Source organism: Pseudomonas sp. ASL8 (assembly GCF_056680355.1).
On sequence record NZ_CM155278.1, the window covers coordinates 1,734,433 to 1,756,145 of the forward strand.

The 21,713-nt window shown below is 59.7% G+C and carries 22 protein-coding genes; 11 read left to right on the forward strand and 11 right to left on the reverse strand.

Annotation, left to right across the window (positions count from 1 at the left end; all coding sequences use genetic code 11):
• Positions 1 to 15 precede the first annotated feature (15 nt).
• The 5 genes from pstA (at position 16) to AC1MEA_RS07785 (ending at position 5,499) form a co-directional block, all read left to right on the forward strand.
• Positions 16 to 1,632, forward strand: a complete 1,617-nt coding sequence (gene pstA / locus AC1MEA_RS07765) for a phosphate ABC transporter permease PstA (RefSeq protein ID WP_480918110.1) — start codon at positions 16 to 18, stop codon at positions 1,630 to 1,632.
• Between the two features lie 73 nt (positions 1,633 to 1,705).
• Positions 1,706 to 2,539: a phosphate ABC transporter ATP-binding protein PstB gene (gene pstB / locus AC1MEA_RS07770; RefSeq protein WP_480918111.1), complete on the forward strand. Its 834-nt coding sequence runs from the start codon at positions 1,706 to 1,708 to the stop codon at positions 2,537 to 2,539.
• A 70-nt stretch (positions 2,540 to 2,609) separates the two neighbouring features.
• Complete coding sequence (phoU, locus tag AC1MEA_RS07775; protein WP_219063081.1) at positions 2,610 to 3,371, forward strand: phosphate signaling complex protein PhoU; 762 nt, start codon at positions 2,610 to 2,612, stop codon at positions 3,369 to 3,371.
• A gap of 159 nt (positions 3,372 to 3,530) precedes the next feature.
• On the forward strand, positions 3,531 to 4,442 hold the full coding sequence (locus AC1MEA_RS07780) for a response regulator (RefSeq protein WP_449634252.1): 912 nt from the start codon (positions 3,531 to 3,533) through the stop codon (positions 4,440 to 4,442).
• Positions 4,443 to 4,602: 160 nt separating this feature from the next.
• Positions 4,603 to 5,499: a peptidoglycan DD-metalloendopeptidase family protein gene (locus tag AC1MEA_RS07785; protein WP_449634333.1), complete on the forward strand. Its 897-nt coding sequence runs from the start codon at positions 4,603 to 4,605 to the stop codon at positions 5,497 to 5,499.
• A 73-nt stretch (positions 5,500 to 5,572) separates the two neighbouring features.
• Here the strand turns inward: AC1MEA_RS07785 and AC1MEA_RS07790 are convergent, their stop codons facing one another.
• The 3 genes from AC1MEA_RS07790 to phoB form a co-directional block, all read right to left on the reverse strand.
• Positions 5,573 to 6,913 carry a hemolysin family protein gene (locus AC1MEA_RS07790; protein ID WP_449634253.1) on the reverse strand — a complete coding sequence of 447 codons (1,341 nt, stop codon included), beginning with the start codon at positions 6,911 to 6,913 and terminating at the stop codon, positions 5,573 to 5,575.
• A gap of 107 nt (positions 6,914 to 7,020) precedes the next feature.
• Positions 7,021 to 8,286 (reverse strand): phosphate regulon sensor histidine kinase PhoR, encoded by a 1,266-nt coding sequence (gene phoR / locus AC1MEA_RS07795; RefSeq protein ID WP_257604414.1) that lies wholly within the window; start codon positions 8,284 to 8,286, stop codon positions 7,021 to 7,023.
• A 108-nt stretch (positions 8,287 to 8,394) separates the two neighbouring features.
• Entirely contained in the window at positions 8,395 to 9,084 is a 690-nt protein-coding gene (phoB, locus tag AC1MEA_RS07800; RefSeq protein ID WP_219063077.1) for a phosphate regulon transcriptional regulator PhoB, read from the reverse strand.
• Positions 9,085 to 9,234: 150 nt separating this feature from the next.
• On the opposite strand from phoB, the gene AC1MEA_RS07805 reads away from it, so the two are divergent.
• Positions 9,235 to 9,612 (forward strand): COG4315 family predicted lipoprotein, encoded by a 378-nt coding sequence (locus AC1MEA_RS07805; protein WP_219063076.1) that lies wholly within the window; start codon positions 9,235 to 9,237, stop codon positions 9,610 to 9,612.
• Between the two features lie 42 nt (positions 9,613 to 9,654).
• On the opposite strand, the gene ubiA is transcribed toward AC1MEA_RS07805, so the two are convergent.
• Positions 9,655 to 10,545, reverse strand: coding sequence for a 4-hydroxybenzoate octaprenyltransferase (gene ubiA / locus AC1MEA_RS07810; RefSeq protein WP_449634254.1), 891 nt, complete (start codon positions 10,543 to 10,545; stop codon positions 9,655 to 9,657).
• Positions 10,545 to 11,063: a chorismate lyase gene (locus AC1MEA_RS07815; protein ID WP_449634334.1), complete on the reverse strand. Its 519-nt coding sequence runs from the start codon at positions 11,061 to 11,063 to the stop codon at positions 10,545 to 10,547. Before AC1MEA_RS07815 ends, ubiA begins: the two co-directional genes overlap by 1 nt.
• A gap of 260 nt (positions 11,064 to 11,323) precedes the next feature.
• On the opposite strand from AC1MEA_RS07815, the gene AC1MEA_RS07820 reads away from it, so the two are divergent.
• The 4 genes from AC1MEA_RS07820 to AC1MEA_RS07835 all read left to right on the forward strand — a co-directional run bounded on the left by AC1MEA_RS07820 (position 11,324) and on the right by AC1MEA_RS07835 (position 13,776).
• Positions 11,324 to 11,491, forward strand: coding sequence for a rubredoxin (locus tag AC1MEA_RS07820; RefSeq protein WP_017528588.1), 168 nt, complete (start codon positions 11,324 to 11,326; stop codon positions 11,489 to 11,491).
• A 40-nt stretch (positions 11,492 to 11,531) separates the two neighbouring features.
• Positions 11,532 to 12,680 (forward strand): NAD(P)/FAD-dependent oxidoreductase, encoded by a 1,149-nt coding sequence (locus AC1MEA_RS07825; protein ID WP_480917276.1) that lies wholly within the window; start codon positions 11,532 to 11,534, stop codon positions 12,678 to 12,680.
• 189 nt (positions 12,681 to 12,869) lie between these two features.
• Entirely contained in the window at positions 12,870 to 13,145 is a 276-nt protein-coding gene (locus AC1MEA_RS07830; protein ID WP_219063073.1) for an HU family DNA-binding protein, read from the forward strand.
• Between the two features lie 253 nt (positions 13,146 to 13,398).
• Positions 13,399 to 13,776, forward strand: coding sequence for a helicase (locus tag AC1MEA_RS07835; protein ID WP_449634256.1), 378 nt, complete (start codon positions 13,399 to 13,401; stop codon positions 13,774 to 13,776).
• A gap of 83 nt (positions 13,777 to 13,859) precedes the next feature.
• Here the strand turns inward: AC1MEA_RS07835 and AC1MEA_RS07840 are convergent, their stop codons facing one another.
• The 6 genes from AC1MEA_RS07840 to exbB all read right to left on the reverse strand — a co-directional run bounded on the left by AC1MEA_RS07840 (position 13,860) and on the right by exbB (position 20,578).
• Entirely contained in the window at positions 13,860 to 15,254 is a 1,395-nt protein-coding gene (locus tag AC1MEA_RS07840; RefSeq protein ID WP_449634257.1) for an aminoacyl-tRNA deacylase and HDOD domain-containing protein, read from the reverse strand.
• A 76-nt stretch (positions 15,255 to 15,330) separates the two neighbouring features.
• Positions 15,331 to 17,406 carry an ATP-dependent DNA helicase RecG gene (gene recG / locus AC1MEA_RS07845; protein WP_480917277.1) on the reverse strand — a complete coding sequence of 692 codons (2,076 nt, stop codon included), beginning with the start codon at positions 17,404 to 17,406 and terminating at the stop codon, positions 15,331 to 15,333.
• Positions 17,407 to 17,414: 8 nt separating this feature from the next.
• A complete protein-coding gene (locus AC1MEA_RS07850; protein WP_449634259.1) occupies positions 17,415 to 18,338 on the reverse strand; it encodes a hydrogen peroxide-inducible genes activator in 924 nt (307 codons plus the stop codon).
• A 93-nt stretch (positions 18,339 to 18,431) separates the two neighbouring features.
• A complete protein-coding gene (locus AC1MEA_RS07855) occupies positions 18,432 to 19,178 on the reverse strand; it encodes an energy transducer TonB (protein ID WP_449634260.1) in 747 nt (248 codons plus the stop codon).
• The gene (exbD, locus tag AC1MEA_RS07860) at positions 19,175 to 19,603 is read right to left on the reverse strand and encodes a TonB system transport protein ExbD (RefSeq protein WP_480917278.1); all 429 of its coding nucleotides are present in this window, start codon (positions 19,601 to 19,603) and stop codon (positions 19,175 to 19,177) included. Before exbD ends, AC1MEA_RS07855 begins: the two co-directional genes overlap by 4 nt.
• A 3-nt stretch (positions 19,604 to 19,606) precedes the next feature.
• Positions 19,607 to 20,578: a tonB-system energizer ExbB gene (gene exbB, locus AC1MEA_RS07865; RefSeq protein ID WP_480917279.1), complete on the reverse strand. Its 972-nt coding sequence runs from the start codon at positions 20,576 to 20,578 to the stop codon at positions 19,607 to 19,609.
• A gap of 225 nt (positions 20,579 to 20,803) precedes the next feature.
• On the opposite strand from exbB, the gene AC1MEA_RS07870 reads away from it, so the two are divergent.
• Positions 20,804 to 21,661 carry an SDR family oxidoreductase gene (locus tag AC1MEA_RS07870; protein WP_219063065.1) on the forward strand — a complete coding sequence of 286 codons (858 nt, stop codon included), beginning with the start codon at positions 20,804 to 20,806 and terminating at the stop codon, positions 21,659 to 21,661.
• Positions 21,662 to 21,713 lie beyond the last annotated feature (52 nt).

Sequence of the window (21,713 nt, forward strand, 5' to 3'; positions counted from 1 at the left end):
GCCCCCGGCGTCTGGATGAGCGCGGGCGCTGTGTCCATCGCGGTGATCATGACCCTGGGCTTGCTGACAGTGATCGCCGTCCGTGGCTTGGGCCACTTCTGGCCGGCTGATGTGGTGCGTGCGCAGTACAACGTGCCCAATCAGGCTAACCATGTATTGATCGGTGAAGTGGTGCAGGCCGAGGAAGTGCCTCGCGCTCGCCTCAAGGGTGCAGGCTTGCCGGTACCCGATGTCGGCCCGGAGTTCATGACCCGCGAGCTGTTCAAGGTCGGTAATCGTGATTCCAACCCAAGCGATTTCACCTGGGTTGTCGGCGAGTGGCTGACGGAACAGAGCACACCTGCCGAGCTGATGACCCTGGAGCGTCGTGAGTGGGGTAACTACTACGGCTATCTGGTCAATCTCAAGGAAGACGGCAAGGTCATCGCCGAAGGTGAAGCGGCCTGGCCGATGCTTCAAGAGCGAATCAAGCGCGTCGAAACCCTGGCCAGTGAGCTCAACAAACTCGAGAAAAAAGACATTGGCGCCATCAACCATGGCATCGAGCGTCTGCGTCTGCACAAACGCAAACTGGAACTCGACGGCACGCTCGATGCTGCCGCTCAAGCGGACATGGACAGCGAGCGCGCCGAACTGGATGCTCGTTACCAGGCAATTGAAGGGCGACTGGGCTCGCTGCATGAGGCGTTCAATCGCGACAGCCTGACGGCCCGCGATGCCAACGGCAACGAAGTGGTGATCAGCGTCGGCAAAGTGGTTCACGCTTACCAACCGAATGCCATGGGCACCTTTACCAAGCTGGGTTTCTACTTCAAGAAACTGTGGGAGTTCCTCAGCGAAGACCCGCGTGAAGCCAACACCGAAGGCGGGATCTTCCCGGCGATTTTCGGTACCGTGATGATGACCCTGATCATGGCGATGATCGTCACCCCGTTCGGCGTCCTGGCTGCGGTGTACCTGCGAGAGTACGCACGGCAAGGCCCGGTCACCCGTTTGATCCGTATCGCAGTGAACAACCTGGCCGGGGTGCCGGCGATTGTGTACGGGGTATTCGGCCTGGGCTTCTTTGTTTACGTGCTCGGCGGTTCGGTGGACCGGTTGTTCTTTCCTGAAGCTTTGCCAGCACCGACCTTCGGCACGCCAGGCTTGCTCTGGGCGTCTCTGACCCTCGCACTGTTGGCCGTCCCCGTGGTGATCGTGGCCACGGAAGAAGGTCTGGCGCGGATTCCGCGTACCGTTCGCGAAGGTTCGCTGGCACTCGGCGCAACCAAGGCTGAAACCTTATGGAAGATCGTGCTGCCCATGGCCAGCCCGGCGATGATGACCGGCATGATTCTGGCGGTCGCCCGTGCTGCTGGCGAAGTGGCGCCGTTGATGCTGGTGGGTGTCGTGAAACTGGCGCCGTCGCTGCCAGTGGACGGCAACTACCCGTACCTGCACCTTGACCAGAAGATCATGCACTTGGGCTTCCATATTTATGACGTCGGCTTCCAGAGCCCGAACGTCGAAGCCGCGCGGCCGCTGGTGTACGCCACGGCGCTGCTGCTGGTGCTGGTGATCGCCTTGCTCAACCTGTCTGCGGTGGCCATTCGTAACCACCTGCGCGAGAAGTACAAAGCGCTGGATAGCTGATTTGAAGAGCGCCGCCCACTCATGCGAGGAGGGCGGTTCGATGAAACGAATTGTTAGCGTATGGAGTAACCCTATGCAGCACGAAACCCATACCCACGGCATCAACATGTCCGCCCTGGGACGCGATAAGCAAGGCCTGAACCTGGCGAATGAAACCGTTGCACTCGAAGTGCCGGGCCTGAGCCTGTTCTACGGCGACAAGCAGGCGTTGTTCGACGTCAGCATGAACATCCCGAAACAACGCGTGACCGCCTTTATCGGCCCGTCCGGCTGCGGCAAATCGACCCTGTTGCGCACGTTCAACCGGATGAACGACCTGGTTGACGGCTGCCGCGTGGACGGCGCCATCAACCTGTACGGCCACGACATCTATCGCAAGGGCGAAGACGTGGCTGAACTGCGTCGCCGCGTCGGCATGGTGTTCCAGAAGCCTAACCCGTTCCCGAAAACCATCTATGAAAACGTGGTGTACGGCCTGCGTATTCAGGGCATCAACAAAAAACGTGTACTCGACGAAGCGGTCGAGTGGGCACTCAAGGGTGCGGCACTGTGGGAGGAGGTCAAAGACCGCCTGCACGAGTCGGCACTGGGTCTGTCCGGTGGTCAGCAACAACGGTTGGTGATTGCACGTACTATCGCCGTGGAGCCGGAAGTCCTGCTGCTCGATGAGCCGTGCTCGGCACTCGATCCGATCTCGACGCTGAAAGTCGAAGAACTGATCTACGAGCTGAAAGCCAAGTACACCATCGTCATCGTGACCCACAACATGCAACAGGCGGCGCGGGTCTCCGACTACACCGCCTTCATGTACATGGGCAAACTGGTCGAGTTCGGTGATACCGACACGCTGTTCACCAACCCGGCGAAAAAACAGACAGAAGACTACATCACCGGCCGTTACGGCTAGGGCCTGGCGGGTTGGCCCTGAAGTACTGCTGCGGTCTCGTAGTTAACTGGACGTTCCAAGGACAATAAGCATGATCGATAAAGACAGCCTTACTCATCACATCTCCCAGCAGTTCAATGCCGAACTCGAGGAAGTGCGCAGCCATCTACTGGCGATGGGTGGCCTGGTCGAGAAACAGGTCAACGATGCGGTGACCTCGTTGATCGAAGCCGACTCGGGCCTGGCCCAGCAGGTTCGTGACATCGACGACCAGATCAACCAGATGGAACGCAACATTGATGAAGAATGCCTGCGCATTCTTGCGCGTCGTCAGCCAGCGGCCTCCGACCTGCGTTTGATCATCAGCATCTCCAAGTCTGTGATCGATCTTGAGCGCATCGGTGATGAGTCCACCAAAATTGCCAAGCGCGCCATTCAGCTGTGTGAAGAAGGCGAATCGCCGCGCGGTTACGTTGAAGTGCGGCATATCGGCGATCAGGTGCGCAACATGGTCCGTGATGCACTTGATGCGTTCGCCCGCTTCGATGCCGATCTGGCGCTGTCCGTGGCCCAGTATGACAAGACCATCGACCGCGAATACAAAACCGCGCTGCGCGAGCTGGTCACGTACATGATGGAAGACCCGCGCTCTATCTCGCGGGTGTTGAGCGTGATTTGGGTGCTGCGTTCGCTGGAGCGTATCGGCGACCATGCCCGTAATATTTCGGAGCTGGTCATCTACCTGGTGCGCGGCACCGACGTCCGCCATATGGGCCTCAAGCGCATGAAGGAAGAAGTGCAGGGCGTCAGCAGCGATAGCGCTAATGTTCTGGGTAAATCTGACGATAAATAAGATTGCCTGCAAAAAAACGCCCGGCTCATTGTCGGGCGTTTTCGTTACGGGCGTTGAACTCAAGCCGCCCGCGAACGAAAAGTCCTGGCGTCGTTAATCGGTTTGGCAATTGGCCATCAACCAGCGCTATGCTTGCCGGGATTTTAAAGGGAAAGATCAATGAGTAAAGTCAGTGTGCTGGTGGTGGACGACGCGCCGTTTATTCGCGATCTGGTGAAAAAAGGGTTACGTAACTACTTCCCCGGTATTCACATCGAAGACGCCGTCAACGGTCGCAAGGCTCAGGTCTTGCTGGAGCGTCAGGCGTTTGATCTGGTGTTGTGCGACTGGGAAATGCCGGAGATGTCCGGGCTGGAACTGCTGACCTGGTGCCGTGGGCAGGACAACCTCAAGGCCCTGCCTTTCATCATGGTCACCAGCCGTGGCGACAAGGAAAACGTGGTCCAGGCGATCCAGGCCGGCGTTACCGACTTTATCGGCAAGCCGTTCACCAATGAGCAGCTGCTGACCAAGGTCAAGAAGGCGCTGGCCAGAGTCGGCAAGCTCGACACCCTGTTGGCCAGCGCGCCAACCAAGATGAACTCGGCGTTCGGTAATGATTCCCTCAGCGCCCTGACCGGTGGCAAGGCGGAAGTGGTCAGGCCGGCTGCTGCGCCAGCTACCGGGCCTAAAGCGGCACCCTTGATCAACCCGGCTGCCCAGGCCTCTGCGCCTGCTGCTGCGTCAGCCCTTGGCGGTCGCGGTCAAGGCCAATTGCGGTTGCCCAGCGGTAACCAGCAATGCGTGATCAAGGCGCTGAGCCTCAAGGAAGCGCTGCTGGTGGTGCGTCGCGGTGACGTCTTGCCACAAGTACTCGACAGCGCCGTACTCGACCTGGAACAAGGCGAGAACGCCGAAGTCGCCCGTCTCAACGGCTACCTGCACGCCATCGTCGCCTACGAACCAAAACCCGACAGCGACTGGTTGCAACTGACCTTCCGCTTTGTCGATCAGGACGCGCAGAAACTCGACTACGTCTCCCGCTTGATCGCCCGCGGCACGGCGCAAAAGCACTTCTCACCGGGGGGTTGATCCCTTGGCATCAGCGCCTCTGCAGGCTTGTCTGCGGAGGCGCTGATGCGGTTTGTCTGATTTCCCCGCCTCTTTGCTACTGATTGATACCGCCACCCCCAAATGGCGGCAAATCGCTGCTACGCTCTCCCTGCCTCCCACTACCCAGATATCAATCACGATGCTCGAGCGCTGCTTACTCCTGTGTGCTCTGCTGCTGACCGCGCAATCGTCGGCGGCGTTGACCATCTATAAATTCACCGATGCCAATGGCGTGGTCTCGTTTACTGACAGGCCGACGGCGGGTGCTACGGTGGTGGTGCCGCGCGAGCGGATCGTCGAGCACCTTGAAAAACAGGTGCATCTGAACATCAAAAAGGACAAGGGTGTGCACAGCCTGTTTGTGCGCAACGATACGTATGCGCCGGTCGAGGTAGAGCTGCAGGTCACGGCGCTGAAGAACGTGCTGGGCGTCACGGAGCAGACGATCCACCGTGTCATTCCCGCCCGCAGCGCGTTGCGTCTGGCCGTGCTCAGCCCTAGGCAAGCGGGCAAGGCGCTGAGTTACACGCCCAAGCTGCGCTACTCGTTGGGCGACCCTGGGCGTCAGCCTCAGGGTTACAGTTATCCGCTGCCTTGGCAGGGTGGGCCTTTTCGCCTGAGCCAGGGCCCCAATGGCGCCTTCAGCCATTTTGGTATTAAAAGCCGTTACGCGATGGACATCGCCATGCCCGAAGGCACGCCGATCATTGCCGCGCGGGCGGGGACGGTGGTTAAAACCGAGAATGGTCAATCGGGCCACGGCGCGGACCCTTCAGGCAATTTTGTCCGGATTCTGCACGACGACGGCACCATGGGTGTCTATTTGCACCTGATGCGTGGTTCGGTGAGCGTCAAGGAAGGTCAGCACGTCGTTGTTGGCAGCGCGCTGGCGCGTTCCGGCAATACCGGCAACAGCAGCGGGCCCCATCTGCATTTCGTGGTGCAGCGCAACGGCGGGCTGGGGCTGGAGTCGATTCCCTATCGGTTCGCTGAGCGCGTCGACAGCCTGCCGAACTTTGCGGTGGGCGGGAACTGAGGCGGTCGGGATCACCCAGACCGCACAGTAGATTGCGCAGTTCATCACGTGGGAACGAACAGGCCTTTCCAGGTCAATCCAGCTTGAGCACCTTGGCCAGGACGATTTTCGGCCCTTTCATCTTTTTGATGATGATGCGCAGGCCTTCGACCTCCAGCACTTCCTCTTCTTCAGGCACCCGTTTCAGGGTTTCGTAGATCAATCCGGCGAGTGTCTCCGCGTCGATGTGGTCCAGATCGATACCCAGCAGGCGCTCGATCTTGAACAACGGCGTATCGCCCCGTACCAGCAACTTGCCGGGTTGGTAGGCGAGAATGCCGCGTTCGGCCTTGCGGTGTTCGTCCTGGATATCGCCGACCAATACTTCCAGCACGTCTTCCATGGTCAGGTAACCGATGATTTTGCCGTCGGCCTCCTCAACCAGTGCGAAGTGCGCGCCACCCTTGCGGAACTGCTCCAGCAGGCGTGACAGCGGCATGTGTTTGGACACGCGCTCCAGCGGCCGGGTCAGCTCGGCGAGGTTGAACGACTCGGGGATATGGTCCAGCGCGGCCAGTTCCAGCAACAAGTCCTTGATGTGCAGCAGGCCGACGAATTCACCGCGCTCTGCATCGTAGACCGGGTAGCGGCTGAATTTGTGACGGCGGAACAGGGCCAGGATTTCCTTGAGCGGCGCATTGCAGTCCAGGGTCACCAGGTCTTCGCGGGAGTTGGCCCAGTCGACCACCTCCAGTTCGCCCATTTCGACGGCGGAGGCCAGCACGCGCATGCCTTGATCGCTCGGGTCCTGACCACGGCTCGAATGCAGAATCAGCTTCAGTTCTTCACGGCTGTATTGATGGTCGTGATGCGGGCCGGGTTCGCCTTGCCCGGCGATGCGCAGGATGCCGTTGGCACTGGCGTTGAGCAGGTAGATCGCCGGGTACATGGTCCAATAGAACATATACAGCGGTACGGCCGTCCATAGCGACAGCAGCTCGGGTTTGCGGATCGCCCAGGATTTGGGGGCCAGCTCGCCGACGACGATGTGCAGGTAAGAAATGATGAAAAATGCGCTGAAGAAGGAGATGCCCTTGATCAATTCCGGCGACTGTACGCCGACCATGTCCAGCAGCGGGGCCAACAAGTGGGCAAACGCCGGCTCACCGACCCAGCCAAGGCCGAGGGAGGCGAGGGTGATACCCAACTGGCAAGCTGAAAGATAGGCGTCCAGCTGGCTGTGGACCGTGCGCAGGATATGACCGCGCCAGCCGTTTTTAACGGCGATGGATTCGACCTTGGTTGAACGCAGCTTGACCATGGCGAACTCGGCGGCAACGAAAAAGCCGTTGAGCAGAACCAGGACCATTGCAAAAAGAATCATGCCGAAATCGGCAAAAAGTGAGGCCAGGTTATAACTAGGGGAAGGGTCCATGGTGGAGTTTTAAAGGTTCCGTATTATCTAGGGGGCTGCCGCAGCCAAAGTGACGGGCATAAGAGGGGCAATGTAGCGGCTACCGGCCAGCTTGCCTAGGGGTTTGCTCAGAGCTTGATCACTTGGGCAGGGGCAAAATGGCAGGTAAAACTGCTGCCTTTGCCCAGCACGCTGCTGATATCCAGCGTGCCACGATGGCGTAACAACACGTGCTTGACGATGGCCAGACCAAGCCCGGTGCCACCGGTATTGGAGGCTCGGCTGGAATCGACGCGGTAGAAACGCTCGGTCAGGCGCGGCAAATGCTTGGCCTCGATACCGGGGCCTGAATCCTGTACGCACAAGTGCGCACCTTGCTCGTCGCTCCACCAGCGGATGTGGATGGCGCCTTCGGCCGGGGTGTATTTCACCGCATTGAACACCAGATTGGAAAACGCACTGCGCAGCTCGGGCTCGCTGCCCTTGAGTCCGAGTGTGCTGTCGATTTCCAGGGTGATGCGCTGGTTGCGCTGCCCGGACAACGCCTGGGCGTCATTTTTGATGGTCTGCAACAGCGTTGATACGACGACCGGTTGGTTACCCGACGGGTAGTCAGTGGCTTCGAGTTTGGCCAGCAACAGCAAGTCATTGAGCAGGGTTTGCATGCGCGCGCCCTGCTGTTGCATCTGCTGCAGGGCACGAGCCCAGCGCGGGTTTATCTCTTCAACGTTATCGAGCAAGGTTTCCAGATAGCCACAGATCACCGTCAGTGGCGTGCGCAGCTCATGAGAGACGTTGGCGACAAAGTCTTTGCGCATCTGCTCAAGCTGATGAATGCGGGTCACATCGCGGACCAGCATCAGGTGTTCGTTGTTGCCATAGCGGGTGATGAGCAGTTGCACGCGCACGCGATCATTGATCGGCGAGGGGATCTCCAGCGGCTCAAGGTAGTTGTTCTGCTCGAAGTATTCTTTGAAGCGTGGATGACGCACCAGGTTGGTCACAGGCTGACCGCTGTCCTGCGGGGTTTTCAGGCCGAGCAGGGTTTCCGCTGCGCGGTTCCACCACTCCAGGTTGCCGTCGCTGTCGAGCATGATCACTGCGTCTTTGAGGGCCGCAGTGGACTCCTGAACGCGGTCGATCACCGCTTGCAACCGGCCGCGCACGCGTTGGTCGCGGCGTTGCAGCTGATAAATGCTGTCGAACACGTCGCCCCACAAACCGTACCCGTCAGGCGGTGGTTCGTCGGGTTTATGCTGGCGTAGCCACTGGTGCAGGCGCAGTAATTGTTTAAGTGTCCACGTCAGGTAAATCGCCAGCCCAATCGCCAGGCTCCAGCCGTAATAGCCGCTGATCAAACCGATCACCAGGCAGCCGGTCACCAATAGCAGCATGTGACGGATCAGGGTGCCATGCCAGTTTTGGTTCAATTAAAACGCATCCTTGTCGAGTGGGCGGTCAATCAGGCCTGTCAGCAGCCAACGCGCTAAAGACGCGCGGGATCAGCTCTTGGTAGAAAAACGGTAACCAGTGCCGCGAACAGTTTGAACCAGATTCTCGTAGGCGTCGCCGAGGGCTTTGCGCAGGCGTCGGATATGCACGTCTACGGTGCGCTCTTCGACATACACGTTGCCGCCCCACACCTGATCGAGCAATTGGCCACGGGTGTAGGCACGCTCCTGGTGGGTCATGAAAAATTGCAGCAAACGGTATTCGGTCGGGCCCATTTCCGCGGGTTTGCCGTCGATGGTGACGCGGTGGCTGATCGGATCGAGTAACAGGCCGCCGACTTCAATCGGTGCTTCGACATCGCTCGGCCCGGCGCGGCGTAACACAGCCTTGAGGCGTGCGACCAGTTCGCGGGGTGAGAACGGTTTGGTGATGTAGTCGTCGGCGCCGACTTCCAGGCCCTGGATCTTGTTGTCCTCTTCACCCTTGGCGGTGAGCATGATGATCGGGATGTCCCCGGTCAGTTCGTCGCGCTTGAGCCTGCGGGCCAATTCGATGCCCGAGGTGCCAGGCAGCATCCAGTCGAGCAAAATCAGGTCCGGTTTGCGGTCAACGATGATGGCATGGGCTTGCTGGGAGTTTTCGGCTTCCATGCAATCGTAGCCGGCCATTTCCAACGCAACGGCGATCATTTCGCGAATAGGCGCTTCGTCGTCAACTATCAGAATGCTCCTGCCAGCCATGCTCGGTCCTCTTGTCATTTAACTGTCTTGAGCCGCATTAGATAACGGAATTATTGCAGTCGTGTGACAGCCTGGGGATGGTCAGTATGCCTGCGTATTTTGGGTCTAAGCTTAGAGCTCGCTCTTAAAACAAAAAGAGGATGCATCCAAATGACTAAAATCTCGAAAACCTTGCTTGGCGTGTTCACCGCGGCGGCCCTGGCTTCGTCCGGGATGGCGTTCGCTGCGGACCCTGCCATGGTCAAGAATGGAATGATGGTCGATCAGAAGGGGATGACGCTGTACACCTTCGACAAGGACGCTGACGGTAAGTCAATGTGCAATGGCTCGTGCGCTGAAAGCTGGCCACCCCTGATGGCGCCTGCCGATGGCAAGGCTGCTGGCGAGTGGACAATGATCAAGCGTGACGACGGCAAGATGCAGTGGGCCTACGACGGCAAACCGCTCTACACCTTCAAAATGGACAAAAAAGCGGGAGACATGATGGGCGACGGCAAAATGGACATGTGGCACGCCGCCAAGCATTAAGCGCCAGGCTGTTGCGTTAGCCGTCTGCTTGAATTCTGACGGTTAACGCAGTGCATAATCGGCGACGATGCCGACAAAAATGGCCAGCCCTGCCCAATGGTTATGCAAAAACGCCTTGAAGCAGCGTTGCGGCTCACGATTGCGGGTGTACCAGAACTCCCAGACAAAGCACCCGGCAGCCACCAGCAGACCCACGTGGAAGCAAGTGCCCAGCTCAAAGCGTGATCCGGCCAGCAGCAGGCAGCCCAGCGCCAGGCCCTGCAAACCCAGAATAATCACGCGGTCTGCGTCGCCAAACAGCACTGCCGTGGATTTGACCCCGATTTTCAGATCGTCTTCGCGGTCGGTCATCGCGTAGTAGGTGTCGTAGCCCACAGTCCACAGCAGGTTAGCGATGTACAGCAACCAGGCGGCTGCTGGCAGGTCGCCGGTCTCCGCGGTGAACGCCATCGGCATGCCCCATGAAAACGCTGCACCCAGCACCACCTGCGGGTAGTAGGTATAGCGCTTCATGAAGGGGTAGCACGCAGCCAGTGCCAGACCGCCGAACGACAGCCAGACGGTCAGCGAGTTGGTGAGCAACACCAGGAGAAAACTCAAGCCCACCAGCACCGCGAACAACACCAACGCTTCACGCGAGCTGACCTTGCCGCTGACCAGCGGGCGCTGCTCGGTACGTTTGACGTGGCCGTCGACTTTACGGTCGGCGAAGTCATTGATCACGCAACCGGCGGCACGCATCAGAATCACGCCGATCACGAAAATCAGCAGATTGCTCAAAGACGGCACGCCCTTGGCCGCGATCCACAGCGCCCACAGGGTCGGCCACAGCAGCAGGTAAATGCCGATGGGCTTGTCGACGCGGGTCAGCTGGATAAAGTCCCAGGCCCTTGGATTCAGGCGGTTCAGCGATTTAAGCAGGCTCAGGTACATCAATGACGCTCCGTAACAACGGGCCCGGCGACTTCAATCGCGTGCCACAGATTCGGCAGAAAGACTTCGGCCACCAACAGACTCAAGGCGCCACGGCTGAAACATGAGCGTCGGCCCCATAAGCCTTCGACAGCATCATCAGCGGGCAGCCACGCGGCAGGGTAGTGGCACACCTCCAGGGCGCCGCGTTCGAACGCCGCGTCGCAAAACAGCAGCTCGCCCAGTGACCGCGTGCCCAGCTCATCCATATTCAGCCCGCCTTCCAGCAGGGCGCTTTGTGCCGCGACGCTACGGGCAAAGACCCACTTCCGGGCATTGCCGCGCAAATACACCTCGCGCACCCAGCCAAGGCTTTGAGCGGGCAAGTCCAGCGCTGCGCATTCGTCCGCGCGCAGGGTTTGCCAGCCCTCGAACAGCGGGGTCACGCTGAAACCATTGGCAGAGAGGCGAGTGAGACGGCGGGTCAGCGAGTCCTGATTGAATAGCCAATCGAGGGTTACAGGCTCGGGCAACTCCATCAGCTGATTTTGCTGGAGCCAGTCGGGGGCAACAAGAAGAAGGCGTTGGTGGGACACGGTGGGTAATTATTGGCAACAGTCGAAGCGGCGAGCTTAGCATGTTTGATTGCGGGGCCTGACCCCTGAGGACAGCCCTGTTGCGTCGATCGCGCTTGCATCTGGGCGCCCCGATCAGTACAAAACGCCCTGAGCCTGGCGGCAATCGCGTTACCCATCGACCGCCTGGGCCAGGACAGCCTGAGAACCGAGAGTATTTACCAATGAAGAAGTGGCAGTGCATTGTGTGTGGCTTGATCTATAACGAGGCTGACGGCTGGCCAGACGACGGCATCGCGCCGGGAACCCGCTGGGAAGACGTGCCTGCGGACTGGCTGTGCCCGGACTGTGGTGTGGGCAAAATGGATTTTGAAATGATCGAAATCGGCTGATCTGCCGTTCGACCTTTTGCACCTCAATCAGGAGAACCGAATGAACGCACCTGTCGTAATCGTGGGCACTGGCCTGGCGGGCTACAACCTCGCCCGGGAATTTCGCAAGCTCGATGGCGAAACGCCGCTGCTGCTGATTACCGCGGATGACGGGCGTTCCTACTCCAAGCCAATGCTCTCCACCGGCTTTGGGAAAAATAAGGAAGCCGATGGCTTGAGCATGGCCGAACCCGGCGCCATGGCTGAGCAACTGAAAGCCGAAGTGCGCACCCACACGCGTATCAGCGGCATCGATCCGGGGCACAAGCGCCTGTGGATTGGCGAAGAGGCCGTGTACTACCGCGACCTGATCCTCGCCTGGGGCGCTGAAACCGTGCGTGTCCCTGTTGAAGGTGATGCCAGTGACGCGATATTCCCGATCAACGATCTTGAGGATTACGCACGGTTTCGCGCTGCGGCCGCAGGCAAACATCGGGTGTTGCTGCTGGGCGCCGGTTTAATTGGTTGCGAGTTCGCCAACGACCTGATCATCGGTGGCTATGAAGTGGACCTGGTTGCGCCTTGTGAGCAAGTCATGCCGACGTTACTTCACCCGGCAGCCGCTGCTGCGGTGCAAGCAGGCCTGGAAGAGCTGGGTGCGCGTTTCCACCTGGGGCCGGTGCTGACGCGCCTGCTACGTACCGAGCAGGGGCTGGAGGCCCACCTTTCCGATGGAGAAGTGCTCCCGTGTGACGTGGTGGTCTCAGCCATTGGCTTGCGTCCGCGTGTCGATCTGGCCGCTGCAGCAGGATTGCAGACCGGTCGCGGGATTGTGGTCGATCGTCATTTGCAGACATCCCACGCCAATATCTTCGCGCTGGGCGACTGCGCGGAAGTCGATGGCTTGAATCTGCTCTACGTCATGCCGCTGATGAGCTGCGCGCGCGCACTGGCGCAAACCCTTGCCGGCAACCCGACCGCAGTCAGTTATGGCCCTATGCCGATCACCGTAAAAACCCCGGTGTGTCCGCTGGTGGTTTCACCCGTACCGCGCGGCATGGAAGGGGTGTGGACCGTTGAAGGGCAGGGTGCCGATATCAAAGCCCTGTGCCGCGACACCCGCGGCAACCTGCTGGGTTACGCCCTGACTGGCACCGCCGTCATGGAAAAAATGGCCCTGAACAAAGGCTTGCCGCCCCTCTTGGCGTAAATACTGGTCGTTCTGTCGGATAAGCCCCGTTTTTGTTTCTACAAACGTCGCGCACAGGCTGGCGCGGGCCCCGACGGCATGCCATCCTCATTCTCGTCTGCCGCATCGTAGAGCTGTTGCGGCGCCTTGGTCGCTGTTCGGGAAGAACAGCACGGACATAACAACAAAAAAACGTCAAAGAGGCTTTATATGCGTAAACCAGAACTCGCAGCCGCCATTGCTGAAAAAGCGGATCTCACCAAAGAACAAGCCAACAAGGTACTCAACGCAGTGCTTGAAGAGATCACCGGCGCACTGCATCGTAAAGACAGCGTCACCTTGGTGGGATTCGGCACTTTCTTGCAGCGTCACCGCGGTGCCCGTACCGGCAAAAACCCGCAAACAGGTGAGCCAGTCAAAATCAAGGCGAGCAACACCGTGGCCTTCAAGCCTGGCAAATTTTTGAAAGACAGCGTTAATCCTTAATCTGCTCGACGCCTCAGCGGGAGGCGAGCAGCAGCAAAAAATGGGCATACCAATCGGGTTGGCAGGTTGGGTGCCTATTTTTTTGCATTGAAAAAGGTGGGGTGTGCTGACCTGAAATTGTCGAACAATCTGATTCCAGTAGCGATCCTCGCCGATCGAGTAACATTTCACTACGGTTGCAGGTGCTGCAAACCGCTACACTGCGCCGCTGGCCGCTTTTGACCTGAGCGGCGTCCCCGTTGAGGCTGTGTGCATGAAATTTCGTTTTCTCCTGTGGATGCTCGGCCGAATGATGGCCAAAGCCAGCCGCAACAATCCCGCTTTTCAGAATCAATTGGCCGGTAAAGAATTGACCTTCCAGCTGCAGACATTCGACGGCACGGTCGCGCGCCATTTCGTCGTGAGCGGCCAGCGCCTCATCAGCCGTCCAGGCGTGGTCGCCGAGCCAGCGTTCTCGATTTCGTTCAAGGATGCTGCGTTCGGTTTCGCCACGATGCGTGCTAAAAACAAGCAATTGGCGTTTATGCAGGGGATTCAGGACAAGGACATCCAGATCACGGGTAATCCGGGCCTGGTGATCTGGTTTCAGGGCTTGACCAAGTTCCTCAAGCCGAAGAAGAAAGCGGTCTGAGATCACCTGCAGGAGATGTTGCCCCGTCTTCGACATTGCGCTGTCGCGCAGCAAACGGGGTCTCTCCTGCAGGGTGTGACTGTTTAAGCGAATTGCGACGCCAGTTCGCGCAGCAGTACTTCGGCTTCCAGTACCTTTTTCACCGACTCTTCGGCTTTGTCGCGCGGCAGACCCAAGCGTTCGAACAGTTCGTCCGGGATGTCCTCTTCCGGCCCTGAACCGATGCCGTTTTTACGCAGCAAGCGTACCGACAGGCACACCAGATTCGCGTACTCGCAATGAGCGCCAGCGTAGGACGGATCGTGCTGGAAGCGCAGCGCCGTGGCCAACTCCTCAGGCATATCCCAGTAGCGCATCAGCCATGCACCGATCTGTTCACGGCTGATGCCCAGCAGATGCTGCTCGACATAGCTGTGGCAGAGGTGCGGATTGACCTCCAGATGGCGGCAGATCAGCGAGAAATGCGGCGGGAAAACGTGTGCCAGCAACAGGTAACCGAAGTTGTGCAGCAAACCGGCGAGGTACGTCAGGCCGGCTTCCGGACGCTGTGCCCGAGGCATGGCGCGGGTCAGGCCTTCGATCACGGCCGCAGTGTAGATCGACTGCTGCCAGTAAGGCGTGGTGTGTTGCGGATGGTCTTTGGGCAGGCTCAGGGTTTTCCCCAGCGCCAGACCCAAGGCCAGGTTGATCACCAGGTCGAAGCCAAGCACGCGGACGATGGCGTCTTCCACCGAGCGGATTTTGCCGGGCGACGCGTAGTAAGGCGAAGCGGCCCAGCTGACCACTTGTGCCGCCAATGCCGGGTCGGTCTCGACCACGCCGGTGATGTCGTCAATCGTGGCGTTGGGATCGACCCGCAGCTTGATGATTTTTTGCGCGGTCTCGGCCAGCGGTGGAATTTCCAGCGTCTCTTCCAGACGTTGCTGAATGCGACGTGCGGTGAAGGCGTGCATCGCCTGGATGATTTCCTCGCGGTCATCGTCCGGGCGGTCAAGGTTGGGCCGGATCAAGCTCAATGGTTCGCCGAACGTTGCCGCGCTGGCTTTGCTCATCATGCCTTTGAAGGCCTCGCTGGAGATTTCCAGCAACAGGCCCGGCTCGCCGGAATTGATCAGCAGCGTCGGCTCTTCCAGCAATCGCTCTTCGTACAGGCACGGTGAGCCGTTCAGCGCAGGCAGGCCAGGCAGCATGCTCTGGTTGAATTTACCGAGCATGCGATCGAGGCGTTCTTGAGGAATGGCGGTCAGCGTGCGTCCGGTCAACTCGGCGAGACGGTTGAGGTCCAGCAGATGGCTCTGCGGAAACAGGACCAGCAGCGCGCCAACGGCGTCGCCGAGGAGTACGGCCTGGACTCTCTGCGAGGCAGGAAGGCTCGTGTCATCCATGACTTCCCGGTAGCTGACGGCTAATTTGCCGAACAGCGCCCGAATGACAGACGGAGCGGGCGGGGTTGCATCGGCGAAGGCAACTTCTGTCATGACTCGTATCCAGATTGTTACAATTTAGGGAGTATAACCAGCTTAGTTATCCGGCGTCGTTATCGACGCACACTCTTCATACCTGTCCATATTGCTGGCCATGGCGCAGCCAGCGCTCCAGCAGTGGGCTTACATGTTGGGGCCAGCGTTCGAGCAAGGCTTGTGCGGCGTCCCTGACGGCTGGCAACAGGTCTGCGTCGCGCATCAGGTCGGCGACCTTGAATTGCAGCAAGCCAGTCTGCCGGGTGCCGAGCATTTCGCCAGGGCCGCGCAGTTCTAAATCTTTTTCAGCGATGACGAAACCATCATTGGTCTCGCGCATGATGCCCAGTCGTTGCCGACCAATCTGCGACAGGGGTGGATGATAGAGCAATACACAATGACTCGCGGCGCTGCCCCGTCCGACGCGCCCGCGCAACTGGTGCAGTTGCGCCAGGCCCAGACGTTCGGGGTTTTCGATAATCATCAGGCTGGCATTGGGTACATCGACGCCGACCTCGATGACGGTGGTTGCCACCAGCAGTTGCAAGGCGCCTTGTTTGAACTCGGCCATGACGGCGGCTTTTTCCGCGGGTTTCATGCGCCCGTGGATCAAGCCCACGCGCAACTCGCCCAAGGCGCTGGTCAGCTCTTCGAATGAGGTTTCGGCGGCCTGACAGGTGAGTTCTTCGGATTCTTCGATCAGGGTGCAGACCCAATAGGCCTGACGCCCTTCAGCGCAGGCCGCGCGAACGCGTTCGACGACTTCAACCCGGCGACTGTCGACCACCAGCACGGTATTGACCGGTGTGCGGCCCGGTGGGAGTTCGTCGAGGATGGAGGTGTCGAGGTCGGCGTAGGCACTCATGGCCAGGGTGCGCGGGATGGGCGTCGCAGTCATGATCAGCTGATGCGGGCACATCAGACCGCCAACGCCCTTTTTGCGCAGGGCCAGGCGCTGTTGTACGCCGAAGCGGTGCTGTTCATCGATGATGACCAGCGCCAGATTCTTGAACTGCACTTCGTCCTGAAACAGCGCGTGGGTGCCCACTACCATGGGTGTACCGCCAGCAATCTGCTCCAGCGAGGCGACCCGGGCTTTGCCCTTGAGCTTGCCAGCCAGCCACGCGACATCAACGCCCAAAGGTTCGAGCCAGCGTTTGAAGTTGACGTAATGCTGTTCAGCCAGAATTTCGGTCGGTGCCATCAGCGCCACTTGATAACCCGCTTCCAGTGCCTGCAAGGCCGCCAGAGCAGCGACCACGGTTTTGCCCGCGCCGACATCGCCCTGAATCAGGCGCAGCATGGGTTCTGGCTGACTCAGGTCATAAGCGACTTCGTTGCCGACCCGTTGCTGCGCGCCAGTGGGTGCAAAACCAAGGTTGGCGAGGAACTGTGGTGGCAGCTTTGTGGCCTTGGGCAATGCCGGTGCGCGCTGCGAGCGCAGGCTTTCACGCAGGCGCTGCTGCGACAGCTGATGGGTCAGCAACTCTTCGAATGCCAGACGGTGCTGAGCCCAGTGATGGCCGAGGGCAAGCTCTTCCAGGTCGGCGTTCGCGGGCGGATGGTGCAAATAACGAATGGCTTCATCCAGCGGCGCCAGTTGATAGTCGCGGGCCAGCTCTTCAGGCAGCCAGTCGGGCAGACTTTTTGGGCCCAGCAGCGCCAGGCTTTGCTGGCACAGCTGGCGCAAACGCTGCTGAGTCAGGCCTTCGGTGGTCGGATAAATGGGCGTAAGGGTCTGCTCTACCGCGATGTGCTCATCGCCGGTCAGCGAACGATATTCCGGGTGATAGATTTCCAGTCCGGAGGCGCCGGGTCTGGCTTCACCGTAGCAGCGCAGATGGGTGCCGCGCTTCATTCCCTCTTTTTGCGCGTTGCTGAAGTGATAAAAGCGCAGGCTGAGCGTGCCCGTGCCGTCGCCCAGGCGCACCAGCAGGCTGCGGCGCTTGCCCATGACCACATCGGCGCCGCTGACCACCCCTTCGATCACCGCGTCCTGGCCCGGACGCAACGCACCGATGGGCACGACGCGGGTCCGGTCCTGATAACGCAGGGGCAAGTGGAACAGGACGTCCTGAAGATTCTCGAGGCCTACCTTGGCCAGTTTCTCGGCCATGGCCGCGCCGACGCCTTTAAGCGCCGTGACGGAGACGTGGGACAACTCGCTCATGTTGCGACTTAGCTCGCTTCTACTTTAGGCCGGGTCACCGAGCACAGGCGCACGGAGTCGGCGAGAATCTCGATCGCCTTGGGCCGAGGGAAGCTCGCGCGCCAGGCGATCGCCACGGTGCGGAACGGCACCGGAGGGGTCAGCGGACGCACTTCGATGATGCCAGGAGCATAGTGATGGCTGTCGACGGCGGACATCGGCAAGATTGAGATGCCCAGGCCTGAAGCGACCATGTGCCGAATGGTTTCCAGCGAGCTGGATTCGACGGTCGTGTGCTTGGCGCCTTCGCTGCCTTTGGCCAGTGTCGGGCACGCTTCGAGTACCTGATCACGGAAACAGTGACCTTCGCCGAGCAGCAACAGGCTCTTGTCGTTCAGCGCAGCGGCATCGATGGACTCTTTCTGGGTCCAGGGGTGGTCCGCAGGCATCAGTACGTAGAACGGCTCGTCGTACAGCGGCAAGGTCAGTACATCGGCTTCATTGAACGGCAGGGCAATGATAATCGCGTCCAACTCACCGTTGCGCAGTTTGTCGCGCAGGATATGGGTGAAGTTTTCTTCGATGTACAACGGCATTTGCGGGGCGACCCGGTGCAGTTGCGGGATCAGGTGCGGGAACAGGTACGGGCCAACGGTGTAGATCGCGCCGACTTTGAGCGGCGCGGTCAGCTGGTTCTTGCCGGCCTGGGCCAGTTCGCGGATGCCTTGAGCCTGCTCGAGCACTTTTTGCGCTTGAGCGACGATCCCTTCGCCGACCGGGGTCAGGCGAACGGCACTCTTGCTGCGCTCGAAAATCAGCACGCCAAGTTCATCTTCCAGCTTTTTCACGCCCACGGAGAGGGTCGGCTGGCTGACGTGGCAGCGCTCGGCCGCGTGGCCGAAATGTTGTTCCTGGGCGAGCGTAACGATGTAGCGCAATTCTGTAAGGGTCATAGCGTGCGTCCATGAAGTAGCGACCCCAGCATAGCGGCTGCAATCGATAGACGCACGTTATCAGCTGTACTCCAGTCAATCAAAATTACGATTTCAGCGTTTATCCAGGGAATAAACGAAAGGGGCGAGTATTTCCACTGCGCCGTTAGTCAGTGCCTCCGCAGGTGGCTTGGGCAACGGTTGCGCACGTCGGATCATTTCCAGAGTGGCTCGGTCCAGCGCGGTGCTCCCGGAGTTGCCCGCCAGCGAAAAGGACAGGACCCGGCCTTCGGCATCGACGACAAAGCGCAGGCTGACCGTCCCTTGGGTGCCGCGACGGCGAGCGTCTTCGGGGTAGCGTTTGTACTTGGCCAGATGCTGCTGCAAGTCGGATTGCCAATTGCGCTTCGCATGACTGTCCGACGGTGTGCTGGATGGCTGCGGTGCCGCGGCGGCTTTTTCAGGTTTGGCGTCCGTCGGCGGTGTATCCACTGGTTTTTCCTCGGCCGGCTTTTCTTGCGGCGGCTCCGGTTTTTTCTGCGGTTTGGGCGGCTGTGGCTTGGCTTTTGGCTTGATAACCGGCTTGGGAATGGCGATTTCCGGCTTCGGCGCTTCAGCGAGCTTCGGCAACGGCAGGGTTTCCACCGGCGTCGGTGGTTGCGGCGGCTGCACGACCTTGGGCGGCGGTGGTGGTGCAGGCGCTGGCAATGGCGCCAGTTCGACCATCATCGCCGCAGGAGGCAGTTCGATTGCCTGGGGTGCCGACCAGCGCATCGCGACGATAATCGCGATGGCGTGAACGGCGAGCACCAACAACAGACTACCGCTATAGCGCGTCAGTTTTTGGCGCAGAGTCGTCATTTCTTACCAACCGTCTCGAGGCCCACGAGGCCGACTTTCAGGTAGCCAGCACCGCGCAAGGCGTTCATCACCTCCATCAGGTCGCCGTAGTCCACGCCCTTGTCAGCCTGGAAGAAAATCGTCGTGTCCTTCTTGCCTTTGGTCTTGGCGTCGAGCACTTTGCCAAGCTGTTCACGACTGATTTTTTCTTCGCCGAGGAACAGGCTCTGATCCGTCTTGACGCTGAGAAACAACGGTTTCTCGGGCCGAGCAACCGGCTTGGCGGTGGAGGCGGGGAGGTCGACTTTGATATCGACCGTCGCCAACGGTGCGGCCACCATGAAAATGATCAGCAGCACCAACATGACGTCGATAAACGGCGTGACGTTGATTTCGTGGTTCTCGACGAGATCGTCGCCACTGTTTTCGTTCAGATGCAGGCCCATGGTTTACCCCACTTTAACCACGTGAGGCTGCTGGCTACGCTCGGCCGGCAGGTGATCGAGGTCACGACTGACCAGCAGCAGGACGTGTGCCGAGGCATCGGAAACCTGGGCTTTATACCCCGCGATGGAGCGGGCGAAAACGTTGTAGATCACCACGGCCGGAATCGCGGCAACCAGCCCAAGCGCGGTAGCCAGCAAGGCTTCGGCAATACCGGGGGCGACCACGGCAAGGTTGGTGGTCTGGGTTTTGGCGATGCCGATGAAGCTGTTCATGATGCCCCATACGGTGCCGAAGAGGCCGACGAAGGGCGCGGTGGAGCCGATGGTCGCGAGCACGCCGGTGCCGTTGCTCATGTTGCGGCCACAGGCTGCAACCAGGCGTTCCAGACGGAAGCTGACCCGCTCCTTGATGCCTTCGCGCTCACGGCTGTTGGCCGACAGGCGCATTTCTTCGAGGGCGTCATGCACTAACAGGTGGGCCAGCGTGCCTTCTTTACTGGCGCTGTCGCTGGCTTCCTTGAGGGTACGGGCCTTTTTCAGGTTAACGATTTCGCCGCGCAAACGACGCTTGGCGCCCAACAACTCAAAGCCTTTGGCGATCCAGATTGTCCAAGTGATGATCGAGGCGATGGCCAGACCGATCAGGACGATTTTCACGATGATGTCGGCATGCTGGTACATGCCCCAAGGCGACAGGTCGTTGGCCATACCGAGGCTGTTGTCATCGACAACGGCTGCGCCTTCATGTTGCTCGACAACCTGGGTGGCGTCGGCGGGGACTGCGGCAGGGGCGACAGCGCCATTGGCGGGTGCGGCGGCGACAGCCTGGACGGCGGGCGAAGCAGCGGCGACCGGTTCATTGGCAAAAGCGCCGGGAGCCAGCATCAGGCTGAGCATCAACGCAGCAATGCCGCGCCATGCGCGCGGCAGGCTGGCAGGCTTGGTGGGCGAAGCGGGGGATTGAATACGTGTCATGCTGGCCTGACCTGAGAGAAAAAAGGGGGCTTCGTTCTGCCACTTCGCGCCAGGCATATGACCGGAAGGGCAGAGCAAACGGGTCCGCATTATTGCAAATAATTCTTGTTAACAACAAGTGGTGCAGTATCTTTTCCCTGTTGGCGGTAGGTTTCTGATTAAATTCAGACGCCATTTTCGGCTGTTTACCGCGCCGTTGTCGCACGTTTATTGTGGAGCTCCGACATGTCTGCCCCGTCTGTTTTGATTGCTGGTTGTGGTGATGTTGGAAGCCGTCTCGCCAGCCAGTTGCTTGCTCAGGGCTGGACCGTGTATGGCTTGCGCCGGTCTGTTGCGCGCCTGCCTGCCGGGGTAACGGGCATTGCAGGTGACCTGTTCGATGCTAATTGCCCAAACGCCTGGCCGACCTCGCCGATTGATTACCTGGTCTACAGTGCTGCGGCGACCGATCATGACGAGGCCGGTTACCGGGCAGCGTATGTGGATGGCCTGCGCAATGTATTGAGCTGGCTCAAGCAACACGGGCAGAAGCCCAAGCGTCTGGTGTTCGTGTCCAGCAGCAGTGTGTATGGGCAACAACAGGGAGAGTGGGTCGATGAGTCATCGGCTACCCAGGCGACGGGTTATTCCAGTCGGCTGATGCTCGAGGCCGAGCACCTGGCGTTGCACAGCGGCATCCCCGCCAGCGTGGTGCGCCTGACAGGTATCTATGGGCCGGGCCGCGAATGGCTGCTGACGCAAGTTCGTCAGGGTTATCGCGTCGTGGTCGAGCCGCCTTTATATGGCAATCGCATTCATGTCGACGATGCAGCAGGGCTATTGGCGTATCTGGTACAAGCGGATGCCCGTGGCGTGGCGCTGGATGAGTGCTATATCGGCGTCGATGATGCACCCGCGCCCTTGGCCGAGGTGGTTGCATGGCTGCGTGAGTACTTGGGGGTTACCCAGTGGTCGGCTGAGGCCAGCGTGCGCCGCGCCGGTAGCAAGCGTTGCAGCAATGCCAGGGCCAGGGCCTTGGGCTGGGTGCCGCGTTATGCGAGTTATCGCGAGGGGTATGCAGCGATTCTTGAAGGGCAGAAATAAAGGGCTGAACCCTGTATTGCCTGACAAGCTTGTATCGCGAATGCCTCCGCTC

Bases quoted from the DNA above. Each gene is read 5' to 3' on its own strand.
- AC1MEA_RS07840 (WP_449634257.1), bottom strand. From the start codon at position 15,254: ATGACAGAAGTTGCCTTCGCCGATGCAACCCCGCCCGCTCCGTCTGTC.
- AC1MEA_RS07825 (WP_480917276.1), top strand. From the start codon at position 11,532: ATGAACGCACCTGTCGTAATCGTGGGCACTGGCCTGGCGGGCTACAAC.
- AC1MEA_RS07815 (WP_449634334.1), bottom strand. From the start codon at position 11,063: ATGGAGTTGCCCGAGCCTGTAACCCTCGATTGGCTATTCAATCAGGAC.
- AC1MEA_RS07830 (WP_219063073.1), top strand. From the start codon at position 12,870: ATGCGTAAACCAGAACTCGCAGCCGCCATTGCTGAAAAAGCGGATCTC.
- phoR (WP_257604414.1), bottom strand. From the start codon at position 8,286: ATGCTGCTATTGGTGACCGGCTGCCTGGTGATCGGTTTGATCAGCGGC.
- AC1MEA_RS07805 (WP_219063076.1), top strand. From the start codon at position 9,235: ATGACTAAAATCTCGAAAACCTTGCTTGGCGTGTTCACCGCGGCGGCC.
- AC1MEA_RS07855 (WP_449634260.1), bottom strand. From the start codon at position 19,178: ATGACGACTCTGCGCCAAAAACTGACGCGCTATAGCGGTAGTCTGTTG.
- AC1MEA_RS07870 (WP_219063065.1), top strand. From the start codon at position 20,804: ATGTCTGCCCCGTCTGTTTTGATTGCTGGTTGTGGTGATGTTGGAAGC.
- exbB (WP_480917279.1), bottom strand. From the start codon at position 20,578: ATGACACGTATTCAATCCCCCGCTTCGCCCACCAAGCCTGCCAGCCTG.
- AC1MEA_RS07785 (WP_449634333.1), top strand. From the start codon at position 4,603: ATGCTCGAGCGCTGCTTACTCCTGTGTGCTCTGCTGCTGACCGCGCAA.
- recG (WP_480917277.1), bottom strand. From the start codon at position 17,406: ATGAGCGAGTTGTCCCACGTCTCCGTCACGGCGCTTAAAGGCGTCGGC.
- pstA (WP_480918110.1), top strand. From the start codon at position 16: ATGAGCGCGGGCGCTGTGTCCATCGCGGTGATCATGACCCTGGGCTTG.
- phoU (WP_219063081.1), top strand. From the start codon at position 2,610: ATGATCGATAAAGACAGCCTTACTCATCACATCTCCCAGCAGTTCAAT.
- AC1MEA_RS07780 (WP_449634252.1), top strand. From the start codon at position 3,531: ATGAGTAAAGTCAGTGTGCTGGTGGTGGACGACGCGCCGTTTATTCGC.
- pstB (WP_480918111.1), top strand. From the start codon at position 1,706: ATGCAGCACGAAACCCATACCCACGGCATCAACATGTCCGCCCTGGGA.
- AC1MEA_RS07790 (WP_449634253.1), bottom strand. From the start codon at position 6,913: ATGGACCCTTCCCCTAGTTATAACCTGGCCTCACTTTTTGCCGATTTC.
- AC1MEA_RS07835 (WP_449634256.1), top strand. From the start codon at position 13,399: ATGAAATTTCGTTTTCTCCTGTGGATGCTCGGCCGAATGATGGCCAAA.
- exbD (WP_480917278.1), bottom strand. From the start codon at position 19,603: ATGGGCCTGCATCTGAACGAAAACAGTGGCGACGATCTCGTCGAGAAC.
- AC1MEA_RS07850 (WP_449634259.1), bottom strand. From the start codon at position 18,338: ATGACCCTTACAGAATTGCGCTACATCGTTACGCTCGCCCAGGAACAA.
- AC1MEA_RS07820 (WP_017528588.1), top strand. From the start codon at position 11,324: ATGAAGAAGTGGCAGTGCATTGTGTGTGGCTTGATCTATAACGAGGCT.
- ubiA (WP_449634254.1), bottom strand. From the start codon at position 10,545: ATGTACCTGAGCCTGCTTAAATCGCTGAACCGCCTGAATCCAAGGGCC.
- phoB (WP_219063077.1), bottom strand. From the start codon at position 9,084: ATGGCTGGCAGGAGCATTCTGATAGTTGACGACGAAGCGCCTATTCGC.